The organism is Streptomyces sp. NPDC059900, from assembly GCF_050270335.1.
GTDB lineage: Bacteria > Actinomycetota > Actinomycetes > Streptomycetales > Streptomycetaceae > Streptomyces.
In genome coordinates this window covers 1-13695 of the sequence record NZ_JBNNJZ010000198.1, presented here as the reverse complement: position 1 = coordinate 13695, position 13695 = coordinate 1, and the positions used below count along the sequence as shown (strand labels likewise).

The following is a 13695-nucleotide window of genomic DNA, read 5'->3' as shown; positions in this document are numbered from 1 at the left end:
GCTCATGGACTCTTTCGGAGTAGAACGCGCCGGGGGTGTGAAAGGACTCGCAACGTGACGCACCTGACACCGAGTTGTGGCGGTTCCTCACATCTCGTACTCGTCGTGATACCGCAGCCGGGGGCTGCCCGCCGGCGCCCCGAGCCCCGTCGAACGGCCCTTCGGCTCCTCCCACTCCTCCTGCCGGCCGAGCGCGGTGAGATCGAAGAGGCTGGAGTACGAGCCCACCCAGTCCAGGCCCCGGTCGTACGTCGAGTACGTGTGGAAGACCCGGTCACCGTCGCGCAGGAAGCAGCTGAGGCCGGGCTGCTCGCGGGCTTCGTCGCCCTCGCCGACGGTGGCGTCGAAGTCGTGGTTGAAGTCGCTGTCGTACGAGGAGTACCAAGGCACCGTCCAGCCCATCCGCGCCTTGAAGGGCAGGATCCTGGTGAAGGGGGCGCGGGAGACGGCGATGAAGTTCGTGCTGCGGGCCCGCAGGTGGGCGAGGTGCCCGATCTGGTCCAGGAAGGCCGAGCAGCTGCGGCACCCGGCGTCCCACTCCGGGGCGAACATGAAGTGGTAGACGATCAGTTGGTCGTCTCCGTCGAAGAGGTCGAACAGCGTCGCCTTGCCGTCCGCCCCGTCGAACAGGTACTCCTTGTCGATCTCGACCATCGGAAGCCGACGCCGCTCGGCGTTGAGCGCGTCACGCGCCCTGGTCTGTGCCTTCTCCTTGGCGAGCAGTTCCTCGCGCGCGGCGAGCCACTGCGCGCGTGTGACGATGCCGGGAAGTCCCATGGTCCGTCAGTCCCTCCTGCGGACCCGCCCCTCGGATCCGTACTTCTACGAGGGGTGACCTGCGGGATCGCCGGAACTCATCGGTCCCGGCGAAGAAACTTCAAAAGAATCCGGGCGACCCCGGGCGGGCTTCAGAACGTCACCGGCAGCGCGAGCAGTCCGCGCGCCCGCATCGAGGGACGCCACCGCAGTTCCTCCGGCGCCACGTCCAGTGAGAGGCGGGCCCCCTCGCCCGCCGGCTGTCAGCCCGGGTAGTCCTGGATCCGCTTCCCGTGGCTGCGGTCGATCAGGGCGGGCAGTTCGGCGCCCAACTCCTCGATGATTTCCGGCACGTCGAGGGTGAGCAGGCGCCGGTCGCGCATCAGGATCCGCCCGTCGACGATGGTCGTGGTGACGTCCGACGAGCGCGCGCTGTGCACGAGCGTGGCCGCGAGGTCGTGCACGGGCTGGGTGTGCGGCCCGGCGAGGTCCACGAGGACGATGTCGGCGCGGCGGCCCGGCGCGAGGCTGCCGATCTCGTCGCCGAGGCCGACGGCCCGCGCGCTCTGGAGCGTGGCGTGGTCGAGGGCCTGGCGCGCGGTGAGCCAGGCCGGGTCGCGCCGCACGGACTTCTGCACGAGTGCGGTGAGGGTCATGGACTCCCACACGTCCAGGGTGTTGTTCGACGCGGCGCCGTCCGTGGCGAGGCCCACGGGGATGCCGATCTCGCGCAGGGCGCGCACGGGCGTGGTGTCCCAGCCGAACTTGAGGTAGCCGCGCGGCGCGGTCGCCACGGCGATGCGTCCCGTGCCCTGCCGCAGCACCGGCAGGTCGCGGTCGAGGATGCCGGTGCCGTGCGCGATGAGGACGTCGACGTCGAGCAGGCCCGCGCGGTGCAGGACCTCGATGGGGGTACGGCCGTGGCGTTCCAGGCTGTGGTCGGTCTGGGCGCGGTCCTCGGCGGCGTGCAGGTGGACCATGAGGCCGTGCTCGCGGGCGAGTTCGGCGGTCGCGGCGAGGTCGGCGTCGTCGACGGTGTAGGGGGCGTGCGGGGCGAGCGAGGTGGTGATGCGGCCGTCCGCGTCGCCGCGCCTGCGCAGCGCGAAGTCCAGGGATGCGGCGCGGCCGTCGGGCCCCTGCGAGGAGAAGAAGGCCGCGCCGAGGTTGGCGCGCAGACCGCTCTGCGCCACGGCGTCGGCGACGGTGTCCATCGCGAAGTAGTGGTCGGCGAAGGTCGTCACGCCGCCCCGGATCATCTCGGCGCAGGCGAGCCGCGCGCCGAGCCCGACGACGCGCTCGGTCAGATTGGACTCGATGGGCCAGATCCAGTCGTTGAACCACTCGTGCGCCGGCAGATCCTCCGCGATGCCCCGCAGGGCCACCATCGGCGTGTGCGTATGGCAGTTGATCAGCCCGGGCAGGGCCGCCTGGCCGCGTGCGTCGATGCGCTCGGCGGCCGGGAGGTCCGCGACGGCGGGGGTGGTGGTGACGGCGTCGATGCGGCCGTCGCGTACGACGACGGCCGCGTCGTCGAGGAAACCGGCCCGGCCCCCGGCGTCGTGGACGAGGGCCGTGCAGCCCGTGATGACGAGATCGGCGGGGCCGTGCGCGGGAGGCGGCGTCATCTCTTCACGGTACGGGGAGTGCGCATCCCGTGCCCTGTCGCGTCGCGGGTTTCGCGAGCACGCTGTCGTCAACCGACCGCCCGCGCGAACAGTTGGAGCCCGTCATGCTCCTCGGTACCTGGAACCTGGAGAACCTCTACCGGCCCGGCGGCAGGTTCGGGCCCAAGGACAAGGCCGCGTACGAGGCGAAGCTCGCCTCGCTCGCGGCGACGATCAAGGCGCTGAACCCGAGCGTGCTCGGCGTGCAGGAGGTCGGCGACCCGGAGGCGCTCGACGATCTGGCCGGGATGCTGGAGGGCACCTGGCACACCACGCTCTCGGAGCACGCGGACGAGCGCGGTATCCGCGTCGGCTTCCTCAGCTCGCTGCCGGTGTTCGTCGTGGCCGACGAGAACCGCTTCCCCGCGCCGCTGCGCCCGGTGCAGGCCGGTGATTCGGGCAAACCGGCGGACCGGGCGGGGCGCGGAGTGCTCGCCGTGACGGTGACGACGCGCGCCTTCTTCTTCGACGTGGCCGTCTGCCATCTGAAGTCGAAGCTCCTCTCGTACCCCGGCGGCCGGTTCCAGCCGCGGGACGAGGGCGAGCGGGCCCGCTTCGGGGCGTACGCGCTGTACCGGCGCTCGGCCGAGGCCGCGCTGGTGCGCTCGGTGGCCGACCGGCTCCTGAAGGGCGACGGCCGCCATCACGACGTCGTGGTGCTCGGCGACCTGAACGACGAGGTGTCGGCGGCGACGACGCAGATCCTGCTCGGCCCGCCGGGCTCCGAGATCGGTACGCCCGGCTTCGAGCATCCGGACAAGGGCGACGCCCACCGGCTGTGGAACACGGCCCCGCTCATCCCGGCCGAGCAGCGCTACTCCCGCATCCACGCGGGCCGCCGGGAGCTGATCGACCACGTCCTGGCGAGCCGCGGCTTCCTGAGCCTGGTCACCGAGGCGGGCACGGGCGTACCCGGCACGGCGGCGACCGCGCTGCCGTCGGTCGGTGACGAGGACCCGGCGGGCCGCCGGAACGCACCGGGCTCGGACCATGCTCCGGTGTGGATACGGATCGAGCGCTAACCCAGCTCGCTCTGCCCTGCTGTCGCCGACTGCTGGCGCTGCCAGGCCTGTTCGAGGCGCAGGGTGTCTTCGAGGACGGTGTCCTCCGTCATCCGCCCCCAGCGGATCCTGGCCCACTGGATGCCCTCGTTCTCGTAGGGGCTGCCGTCGGCGAGGGTCGCCTCGATGTGCAGCCGGACGACGACGGTGGTGTTCCAGGGCCAGCCCTTGACGACCACGTCGGTGAGGCCGAGCCGCATGCCGGGGATGCACCGGCCGGCCCGCTCGAACCAGTCGGCGAAGGCTTCGCGGCCGCGCAGTTCGGCACCCAGGACGCCGTCGCCGACGAAGCGGAACTTCAGGTCGGGGGCGGCCATGGCGACGGCAGGGCGGTGGTTGCCGCTGCCGTTGCCTGCGGTGCGCCAGAGGGCCCGCACCTTTCTGCGAACGATGGCGTGGTACATCGGCACCTCCCGGTGGCCCAGTAGCTTGCAATTAACAAGTGACCGTCGATCCGCAGCCTAGGGAGGCCACTTGCAAACAGCAAGCCATTACGCTGAGCGTCATGAGAGGTGAACGCTTTGCCCGGATGCACTGCTCGGTGGCGCGCGCGGCGGCCGTGACCGCGGACCAGTGGACGGTGCTGATCCTGCGCGACCTGTTCCTGGGCCTGAACCGCTACGAGGATCTCCGCGCCGATCTGGGCATCGCGACGAACATCCTGGCGGACCGCCTGGACCACCTGACCGCCGAGGGCATCGTCGAGCGCCGGGCGTATCAGGATCGCCCGGTCCGCCACGAGTACGTCCTCACCCCCGCGGGCAAGGAGCTCTACGGCACCGTCCTGACCCTCATGACCTGGGGCGACCGCCACCGCTCCGACGGCGGCGGTCCTCCCCTGCTGCCCGTCCACGACACCTGCGGCCACCCGGCCGAGCCCCGCGTGACGTGCGCGCACTGCGGCGGGGAGCTGACTGCGCAGACGGTGACGCACACGCCGGGCCCCGGTGGGCGGACGGCGCCGGGGACCGCGCTGGTGCACACGGTGCTGGCCCGGGACTGAGGCTCAGCCGCGCGGGAGCACCGTCGACAAGACGCCCGGCAGCGGGTACCAGTCCGACGAGACGATGCTGGCGTTGCCGCGGGCGAGCAGGGCGACGCGGTCGCGGGCCTGCGCCTCGGTCGGGTTCACGGAGTCGATGGCCGGGGCGACGTTGTGGGCGTCGGACATGACGACCAGATAGCGCCGGTCGGCGTACCACTTGGTGTCGATGGTGCCGCCCGCGTACTTCGACGCGTCGCCGTCGAACAGCACGAACCAGGGCCGGATCGCCGCGTCCGTGTACCGCCCGCGCGGGTCGCCCGCCTCGGCGCCGAGCACGGCGGGGAAGGCCGCGGCCTCACCCAGGCGTCCGGCCGCCGCGAGGTCGCGCAGGTGCGTGGCGTACTCGCGGTCCGTCCACAGGGTGTCGGCCGGGTTGCCCTGCTCGACGGTGCCGGGGATGAGCTCGACGATGAACTTCCCCGCGAGGGCGCTGCGCAGGGGCCAGCCGTCGCTCCGTACGGCCTCGTCGAGGGTGGCGTGCCCGCCGGTGAGCTGTCCGGGGCGGTAGACGGCGTCGCCGAGCTTGCTCTTCAGGAGGGCGTCGAGATCGGCGGGCCCGCGTCCGTTCCTCCCCTGGAAGCCGTCCTTCAGCTCCACTTTCAGGAGGATGGGCCGGTGGCCGGGGTGGGCGTCGTGCCAGCTCTTCATGTCCGTGAGGCAGCCCGCGAAGCTCTGATTGCGGGATTTGGTGCGCAATTCGGCCGGAGTCGCGGCGTTCTCGCAGTTGTTGTCGTTCCCGACCGGGTTGCTGTGCGAGACCCGCCAGCCGCTGCCGAAGACATTGGTCCACACGTCGAGTTCGAGCATCCCGGCGCCGGAGTCGAGCGCGTCGGCGAAGTACGGGTACTTCGCCTTCTCATAGGCGTTGTGGACGCCGACGCCGGTCGTGGAGGCGTACGGCGACTGCGGTGCGGGGTCCTCGGCGGCGGGGGTGGTGCCGCTCGCGGGACCGGCGGCGGTGAGCGCCAGCGATGCCACCGCCGCGACCGCCGTGGCAAGACCTGTCCCTGTACGTGCCCTCATACCGGCCGTCCCCTCCACCGCTGCGGTCAAGTCCCCGGAAACGTATGGGATTTGTGTGTCGGAAGGGAAGACGGCGGCTTACGGGCAGGGAGAGATATCCAGCCGTGCGGCCGTCCGGGAGAGGGCAGGGGGTGCGGCGTGTCCGCTACTGTCTGCGCCCGTTATGGATCAACGTACTCAGTGATCGACACGCCTCGACGTACTCAGTGATCCGCACGCCTGTAGCAACTGATCTGCACCCCCCGCTGAAAGGGATCAGCCCTCATGGCCCTCACCCTGCCCCGCGTCTCGCGCACCCGTCTCGCCGTGACCGCGGCCGCCACGGCGGTGCTCGCCGTCGGCGCCCCCGCCGCGTACGCCTCGCTGGACACGGACACGCACGCGTCCGGCACGACGACCACGACGCAGGTGTCGCGCGGCGACGCGTACACGGAGACGCGCCTCCTCTTCGGCACCGAACGCCCCCACGGCGGACCCGACGTGACGGACAAGCAGTTCATGAAGTTCATCGACGACGAGGTGACGCCGTCGTTCCCCGACGGGCTCACGGTGCAGGACGGCCGCGGCCAGTGGCGGGACTCGAACGGCAAGATCGAGCGTGAGCGTTCGTACGAGCTGATCCTGCTGTATCCGACGTCGCAGGCACACAAGCGTGACGCGCTGATCGAGGACATCCGCAAGGACTACGTGAAGGAGTACGCGCAGGATTCGGTGGCGCGGCTCGACGACAGGGTGCGGGTGGACTTCTGAGGCACGCCCATGGATTCCGGGTCGGTCAGGCCACCGTGGTGAGCTCCGCGAGCAGCGCGTCGATGCGCTCCGCGTGGCGCCGCGGCAGGCGTCCCGTGTCGTCGACGTGCACCGCGCAGGCGGTCGTGGTGTCGACGAGGCGTTCGAGGGTGGCCGCCACCTGCTCGGAGCCCGCGGAGTGCCGGGCGAGGGCGGGGAGTTCGGCGGCCGCCAGATCGATCGCGGTACGGGCCTCGGCCAGCGTCCGGTAGGCGTCGCGCCGCAGGGCCCAGCGGGCTGCGCGGTGCTCGGCGCCGACCGGGGCTCCGTCGTGGGCGCCGCTCAGAACGTGCCGCAGATAGGCGTGCGCGGAGTCGCGGGCCGCCGCGAGCCGGGCCTGCACCCGGCCGCCGCGCTGCACCGGCCACGGCAGATGCCCGACGAGCAGGACGATCCCGCAGGCCAGCAGGGTCTCGCCGATCCGCCCCCGGGAGGCCTGCGGTTCCCCGCCCACCATGACGAGGGCGAGGACGAGGACCGTGACGACGGCGGTCTGGGCGGCGAAGTGCCGGGTGGCGACGGGGATCAGCGCCCCGCACACGGCGACGACGGCGACGAGCCCGGCGGGCCGCGGCAGCAGGGCGGCGAGCCCCGCGAAGAGGACGGCGCCGATGACGGTGCCGAGCGCGCGGCACAGGACGCGGGAGGCCAGCGGGCCGAGGTCGGGCTTGACCAGGAAGACGGCGGTGGCGGGGAGCCAGTACCAGTGCGGGTGGTGCAGGGCCTGCGCGACGGCGGCGCTCGCCCCGAAGCAGAGCGCGACGCGCACGCCGTACTCGCGCCCGCCGGGGCCCGCCGCCGTGCGCAGTACGTCGAGGGGTCCGCGGCGGCGGCCGTGCGGGGGCCGCGCGGTGCCGCTGTCGAAGGCCTCGGCGGCGTGCAGCAGGGCGTCGTCGAGGGCGCGGAGCCCGGCTCCGGAGCGGGCGGGCGCGGGCAGCGGTCCGCAGGGGACGCCGTCGCGGACGGCGGCGGCGAGACGGCGCGGCCCCTCCCCCGCACGCTCCGGCAGCGGCACTCCGGCCCAGGCGAGCGCGGTCGCCGCCTCACCGAGCGGCAGGGCGGCGAGGTACTGCGCGTGCAGCCGGCGCTCGGCGGCCGAACTGGCGTGCCGGCGCAGGCGCGGCCCCGAGAGGGCGTCCTGTGCGTGGTCGAGCGCGGCCGTGAGGGCGGCGCGGCGGGCGGTCGCCTGTGGGGTGCCGACGGCGTCGAGCAGTGCGGCGACGGCTTCGTACGCGGCACGGACGGCGGCACGCTCCCCGTCGAGGCGATAGGGGCGAGCGGCGCCGACCAGTCCCTTGCCCGGCGAGGGCGAGGGCAGCAGGAGCCGCAGCAGGATCAGCCAGGCGGCTCCGGCGAGGAAGAAGAGCGCCCGCTGCCAGCCGGACTCCGGCGAGGGCATCCCGGCCCCGATGGCGGCGGCGACGAGCAACTGCGTGCCGCCGGCCGAGGCAACGGGCCCGACGGCGCTGACCGCACCGGCAATCAGCCCGAGCACGGCGAACAGCAGCGGCAGCAGATACGCCCCGCCCGCACTGTCGGCGACGTACGCCCCGAAGAGCATCCCGCCCGCGCCCGCGAGCGCGGGCACCCCGAGCCGCCGCACGGCGACGCGCCGCCCGCCGGGCCGGTCATTGATCCCGGCGAGCATGGCCCCGAGCGCGGCCACCACGCCAAGAGACACCCGCCCGGCAACCAAGCCCGCGCACAGCAACGGCCCCGCGGCCAGGGCACCCCGCACCACGGAGTGCCAGGGCACGGGCCCACGCTGCGTACGCAGGGCATGGCCGAGCCAGGGCGGAAGAGAAGCTGCGCGCGGGATCACCGGACTCACATGCTCCAGTCGTCATCGGAACGGGTACGTACCACCGGACGACATCGGCCTGGGCTTGCGATCAAGCCTAAACGGAGTTTCTGGAGGGGAAGGGACAGGCGTATTTCGGCGACGTGACGCCCGGTGACGGTTTCGTGAACGCCGCCGGGACAGCATCACGCCCTGCCGTCCGCCTCCCCCGGGCACAGCGAGCACCGCTCCCTGCCGTCCCACCTGGACCACCCGAACGCTTCGGGCGAGAGGGACTGCCCGTCAAGCTCTTTGCGTACGGCGACCCGATAGCTCCAGACGCTGCCTATGTAGGGGTGGTAGGCGTCATGAAAGGCGAGCGACGTCGGCGTGGCACCCGTCGCGACCGCCTTGCGCAGCGCGCGGAGCCGCTCGAACATCACCTGCCCCGCGCCGGCGACGGCGGAGCTCGCGTCGATGAACAGCCGTTCGCGCACCTCGTAGACGGCGGCATCCGCCAGTGCCGCGCGCGTGACCGCGTCCAGGTCGTCTCCCGCGCCGGGCTCCTGCGCGATCTGCCGCAGCCGCGAGTGGCACGCCTCGGCGGCGCTGATGAACTCGATGTACACCGCCCGCCGCCGCTCGTTGAGGCCCCGGCCGGCCTCATGGCGATTGCGCAGATGATCGGCGAGAACGGTGCCGGTGATGGCGATGAAACCACCGCTCACCGCCGCGACGAGCGTCCCCCAGTCCACGACTCCCCCAAAAAATGATCACGGCATCGAGGTCTGGAATCTACGCGTGGAGGGCCACGGAGAACAGGGGCCGGGGCGGGGCTTCGGGCGCTGCCTCACGGGGACGGTGAGTCACCGGGCGGTGTGCGATACGCAGGAAGGCCGGTCGTGTCGAGATCGGCGCCGAGTTCGGCGGGAAGCGGTACGGCCTCGCCGTACTTGCCGTGGACGACACCCCTGTATTCGCCCTCCCCGGGGCGCGTGAACAGAGACCACGTTCCCGTGCGCGGGTCGATCTGGAGCAGGCGCGGGACGCCCGCGGCTGCGTACCACGCGGTCTTCTCGTTGATTCCTTTGAGCCGCTCATTCGGTGAGATGACCTCCACGGCCAACTCGACCGCGTCGGCGTCCAGCAACCAGCCGTCATCGTCCTTGAACGCCCGCGGGCCGATGGTCAGATCCGGGGTCGCGTAGTCGTCCGGATCGTCGGGCATCGGCACGGATACGTTCTCGAAGGCCTCCTGCACCGCGGTCAGGCCCGGCCTGATGGCGTCGCGCAGATCGATGACGATCCCGGCGTGCTTGCCGCTCGGGCTCGGGGACATCACGAGGGTTCCCCCGATGATCTCGACGCGCATACCCGTAGCCTGCTCGATGCTTTCGGCGGCCTCGCGCAGATGCCCCCGGCGGACCGGGATGGAGTGGTGGGCCGGGCCGGCCAAGATGCCTCCTCCTTGCTGCACGGGCCAAGAACAGCCTCAGAGCTCATAGGTGCTGCCTCACTTTACGACAGGGTTCAGGCTGCGACCGGGATGTCCGTGCGGCAGTCGGCCACAACTCAGTGGCGTCGTGGGTACGGACGAAGCGGCGGGGTGATGGACAGGCTGTGGATCGGGGGTGAGGTTCGCGGTGAGCGTGCGCGTGATCCGGGCGGGCGTGACGTCGCAGGCCGGCCGGGCGTCGACGGCGGGGGCCAGCGCGGATCAACCATCGGGAAGTTACTTTTCCTGGTTGGTCAGGCCCTCGGTCTGGATTGCAGTCCAGTCGGGGGCCGACTGTTTTGTTGTGGGTGTCGCGCTCCGGTCCTGCGCTGCGGCCGACCGTACCCCACCTCTCCGCATCGCGGACGCCGAGTCATCAGAACGTGTGAACAGGGGAGTTGGGGAAGGTGGGCGTACGGGGTCCGGGCTCGGTCGGGAGGGCTTCTGACCCGTTCCCTAGCAGAGCGTCGCACCTCACCGGGGCACACGATTCCGCGTGCCGGCGGTTGCCCGCGGACGTCCCCTACGGGCCGATCGCCGTGCTCAGCGCGCCCACCGGATCCGCGTCCGCCTCCCCCTCCGGCCACCAGTCGTCCCGGCCCGGCTCGCTGCGGTACGGGTACCAGCGGGCGTCTCTGCCGTAGCGGAGTTGGAGGGAGCCGGAGGGGTTCGTGAGGTGGTTGTGGTGGATGGTCATGCGGGGGAGGTCCGCTGCGACGAGGGCGCCGCGGGCTCGGTCGAAGGGGCCTGCCGGAGGGTCCCAGGGGGATTCGAGGACCGCCAGGCCCTCCTCGCCGCCCTGGCGCCAGGCCGCGGCGGCGCGGGCGAGGTCGGCGGGGGTGTGGCCCACCGCTTCGGCGAGGTCGGCGAACTGGCGGCTGAAGCTGCGGCGGCCCGTGAGGCCGGGGTGGGAGGCGGCGAGGCGGACCGCGTCGCGCCAGGGGTCGGCGGCGGGGAACGGGTCCGCGCCGGTGGCCAGGTACGCGTGGGCCCGGCTCGCCGTGTCCGTGGCCAGGAACTCCAGGGACGTGGGGTCGGGGGCTCCGGGGACGGAGGGGAGCAGCGGGGGCTCGCCCGGGTGGGCGGGGGGCGGGAACGGGGGCGGGAGCGGCGGGCGGTAGGTCGTGGACAGGGTGTCCCTGGCCAGGGTTCCGGGGAGTCTCGCGGTGCTCGCGCCGTCCGAGGTGGCGGCTTGCTCCCTGGCCGCCCGGTGCGCGTTGCGCTGGGCCAGTTCGTCGAGGAGCGCCTGTTCGTCGCCGCCGCGCAGCAGGAGGAGTACGAAGGGGTCGGCGTCCAGGAGCCTCGCCGTCTGGTAGGTGAGCGCCGCCGCGTGTTTGCAGGGGCGGCCGTGGTCGGGGCAGGTGCAGGACGGAACCAAGTCCCCCGGTCCCGGCAGGAGTTGGACTCCGGAGTGTTCCGCCGCGTCCGCCAGCGCGTGCGGCATGTCCTTGTCCAGGAGCGCCGCGATGTGCGCCGGTTCCGTGGCCACCGCGTCCAGGAAGTTGTTCCAGTCCTCCGGCGTGAGGGTGCGCATGCGGATCTCGGCGCGGTACGGGCGGGGCCTGCTGCCGTGCACGTACGCCACGATGCGGCCCGGTGCGACGGTGATCGTGTCGACGTGCCCTTCACGGGCGTAGGCCCGCCCGCGGGCAAGGCGTCCCGCGTCGAGCGATGTGCCCTCCAGGGCGCCGATCCAGGCGTTGCCCCACCAGGAGGCGGCGAACGGGGCGTGCGGGTCGGGGTGCCCGGGCAGCGGCGGGAAGACGCGTCCGGCGCCGGTGCCTGTCCCACGGCTGACGGCGGTGATTCCCGTGCGGCCACCCCCGGCGCGCGCACCACCCCCGCCGACACCCGAGCCGCGCGCACCACCCCCGGCGCGCGCACCACCCCTGCCGACGCCTCCGCCGACGCCCCCGCCCCTCACGACACCCTCCGCAACGACACCAGGTCCGCCAGTTCCGCATCCGAGAGTTCCGTGAGTGCCGACTCGCCGCCCTCGCCCAGGACCGCGTCCGCCAACGCCTGCTTCGCCGCGAGAAGTTCGGCGATGCGGTCCTCCACCGTGCCCTCCGTGATCAGGCGGTGGACCTGGACCGGCTGGGTCTGGCCGATGCGGTAGGCGCGGTCCGTGGCCTGTTCCTCCACCGCCGGGTTCCACCAGCGGTCGTAGTGGATGACGTGACCCGCCCTGGTGAGGTTCAGGCCCGTGCCCGCGGCCTTGAGGGACAGCAGGAAGACCGGCGCGTCGCCCGACTGGAAGCGGTCCACCATCTCCTCCCTGCGCCGCACCGGCGTACCCCCGTGCAGGAGCTGGGTGCCGATGCCGCGCGCGGCGAGGTGCGACTCCAGGAGGCGGGCCATCTCCACGTACTGCGTGAAGACCAGGACCGCGCCGTCCTCCGCCAGGATCGTGTCGAGGAGTTCGTCGAGCAGTTCCAGTTTCCCCGAGCGGGAGCGGCCCCCGCGTCCCCCCGCACCCCCGCGTCCGGCGATCTCGCCGTCCTTCAGGTACTGCGCCGGGTGGTTGCAGATCTGCTTCAGGGCCATGAGCAGCTTCATGACCAGGCCCCTGCGCGCGATGCCCTCGGATGCTTCGATGCGGGCGAGTGTCTCTCGTACGACCGCTTCGTAGAGCGAGGCCTGTTCGCGGGTGAGCGTGACCGGGTGGTCCGTCTCCGTCTTCGGGGGGAGTTCGGGGGCGATTCCCGGGTCGGACTTCTTGCGGCGCAGCAGGAAGGGGCGGACCAGACGGGCCAGGCGCGCCATCGCCTCGTCGTCCTCGCCGCCCTCCACCAGACGGGCGTGGCGCGCGCGGAAGGACTTCAGCGGGCCGAGCAGACCGGGCGTCGTCCAGTCCAGCAGCGCCCAGAGTTCGGAGAGGTTGTTCTCCACGGGGGTGCCGGTGAGCGCCACCCGCGCCGCGGAGGGGATCGTACGCAGCGCCTTCGCCGTCGCCGCGTGCGGGTTCTTGACGTGCTGGGCTTCGTCCGCCACCACCAACCCCCAGGGCCGGTCGGCCAGTTCGGCCGCGCTCGTACGCATCGTTCCGTACGTCGTCAGGACGAAACCGCCCGTGAGGTCGCCGTCGAGGCTGCGTCCCGTCCCGTGGAAGCGGCGCACCGCGACCCCGGGCGCGAACCGCTCGATCTCCCGCTGCCAGTTGCCGAGCAGCGAGGCCGGGCAGACCACGAGCGTCGGTTCGGGGCGGGCGCGGTGCAGGTGGAGGGCGATCAGGGTGACCGTCTTGCCGAGGCCCATGTCGTCGGCGAGGCAGCCGCCGAGGCCGAGCGAGGTCATCCGGTCGAGCCAGGCCAGGCCCCTCAGCTGGTAGTCGCGCAGGGTGGCGGCGAGGGCGGGCGGCGCAGCGATGGGGCGCAGGTCGTCGGTCAGGCGCTCGCGGAGGCGGGCCAGGGCGCCGGTCGGGACCGCATCGACCCGCTCGCCCTCCACCTCCGCCGCGCCCGTCAGCGCGACGGAGAGCGCATCCACCGGGTCCAGGAGGCCCAGATCCCTCTTGCGCGCCTTGCGTACGAGTTCGGGGTCGACCAGGACCCACTGGTCACGGAGGCGTACGACCGGGCGGTGCGCCTCCGCCAGGATGTCCATCTCCGCCTCGGTGAGGGGCCCCTCTTCCCCGTCACCCGCTCCGTCACCGGGGCCGAGCGCCAACTGCCACCGGAATTCGAGGAGTTGCTCGGTCTTGAAGAAGTCGAAGTTGTCGGCCGCCGTGCCGGGCGCGGGGCGCACGACGGCGGTCGCCGTGAGGCCGCGCGTCAGCTCGCGGGGCCAGTGCACGGCCACGCCCGCAGCGCCCAGCCTGGTCGTGGCGACGCCGAGGAGTTCGTACAACTCGCCCTCGCTCAGCGGCAGTACGTCGGGCACGGGCCGCTCCATGAGGCGGGCGAGCGGCTGCCACACGCGGGCCGCGCGCCGCACGGCGAGGAGGGTGTCGATACGGGCGCGGGGCCCGAAGTGGTCTGCCCCGGACCAGAGTTGCGCGGCGTCCGCGACGAGGGTGGGATCGGCGAGGCTGTGCACCTGCACGACGGCTGCCGCCGGGCTCGCCATGCTCTCCCGGGGGC

12 protein-coding genes are annotated in these 13695 nt (G+C 72.5%); 3 read left to right on the top strand and 9 right to left on the bottom strand.

The genetic code is table 11. From position 1 onward, the window contains the following. Nucleotides 1-87: 87 nt before the first annotated feature. Nucleotides 88-777 (bottom strand): DUF899 domain-containing protein, encoded by a 690-nt coding sequence (locus tag ACQKIP_RS24025; RefSeq protein WP_365853043.1) that lies wholly within the window; start codon nt 775-777, stop codon nt 88-90. Between the two features lie 242 nt (nt 778-1019). Further along, nucleotides 1020-2381, bottom strand: a complete 1362-nt coding sequence (locus ACQKIP_RS24020; protein ID WP_365853041.1) for an amidohydrolase — start codon at nt 2379-2381, stop codon at nt 1020-1022. A 104-nt stretch (nt 2382-2485) separates the two neighbouring features. Here ACQKIP_RS24020 and ACQKIP_RS24015 point away from each other — a divergent pair, with 104 nt between their 5' ends. Further along, nucleotides 2486-3442, top strand: coding sequence for an endonuclease/exonuclease/phosphatase family protein (locus ACQKIP_RS24015; RefSeq protein WP_365853039.1), 957 nt, complete (start codon nt 2486-2488; stop codon nt 3440-3442). On the opposite strand, the gene ACQKIP_RS24010 is transcribed toward ACQKIP_RS24015, so the two are convergent. Further along, nucleotides 3439-3885, bottom strand: a complete 447-nt coding sequence (locus ACQKIP_RS24010) for a nuclear transport factor 2 family protein (protein ID WP_365853037.1) — start codon at nt 3883-3885, stop codon at nt 3439-3441. The genes ACQKIP_RS24015 and ACQKIP_RS24010 overlap by 4 nt on opposite strands. A gap of 101 nt (nt 3886-3986) precedes the next feature. On the opposite strand from ACQKIP_RS24010, the gene ACQKIP_RS24005 reads away from it, so the two are divergent. Continuing rightward, entirely contained in the window at nt 3987-4484 is a 498-nt protein-coding gene (locus tag ACQKIP_RS24005) for a winged helix-turn-helix transcriptional regulator (protein ID WP_365853035.1), read from the top strand. 3 nt (nt 4485-4487) lie between these two features. Here the strand turns inward: ACQKIP_RS24005 and ACQKIP_RS24000 are convergent, their stop codons facing one another. Continuing rightward, nucleotides 4488-5549, bottom strand: a complete 1062-nt coding sequence (locus ACQKIP_RS24000) for a phosphatidylinositol-specific phospholipase C domain-containing protein (RefSeq protein ID WP_365853033.1) — start codon at nt 5547-5549, stop codon at nt 4488-4490. A gap of 264 nt (nt 5550-5813) precedes the next feature. On the opposite strand from ACQKIP_RS24000, the gene ACQKIP_RS23995 reads away from it, so the two are divergent. After that, nucleotides 5814-6299, top strand: coding sequence for a DUF3574 domain-containing protein (locus ACQKIP_RS23995; protein WP_365853031.1), 486 nt, complete (start codon nt 5814-5816; stop codon nt 6297-6299). 25 nt (nt 6300-6324) lie between these two features. Here the strand turns inward: ACQKIP_RS23995 and ACQKIP_RS23990 are convergent, their stop codons facing one another. The 5 genes from ACQKIP_RS23990 to ACQKIP_RS23970 all read right to left on the bottom strand — a co-directional run. Continuing rightward, on the bottom strand, nt 6325-8160 hold the full coding sequence (locus ACQKIP_RS23990) for an FUSC family protein (RefSeq protein WP_365853029.1): 1836 nt from the start codon (nt 8158-8160) through the stop codon (nt 6325-6327). Between the two features lie 164 nt (nt 8161-8324). Further along, nucleotides 8325-8873, bottom strand: a complete 549-nt coding sequence (locus ACQKIP_RS23985) for a CchlQ (RefSeq protein WP_365853027.1) — start codon at nt 8871-8873, stop codon at nt 8325-8327. Between the two features lie 95 nt (nt 8874-8968). Then, nucleotides 8969-9574, bottom strand: coding sequence for a Uma2 family endonuclease (locus ACQKIP_RS23980; RefSeq protein WP_365853025.1), 606 nt, complete (start codon nt 9572-9574; stop codon nt 8969-8971). Nucleotides 9575-10136: 562 nt separating this feature from the next. Next, nucleotides 10137-11537 (bottom strand): SWIM zinc finger family protein, encoded by a 1401-nt coding sequence (locus tag ACQKIP_RS23975; protein ID WP_365853023.1) that lies wholly within the window; start codon nt 11535-11537, stop codon nt 10137-10139. Then, on the bottom strand, nt 11534-13695 hold a 2162-nt coding region (locus ACQKIP_RS23970), incomplete at its 5' end, for a DEAD/DEAH box helicase (protein ID WP_427744022.1). The genes ACQKIP_RS23970 and ACQKIP_RS23975, both read right to left, overlap by 4 nt.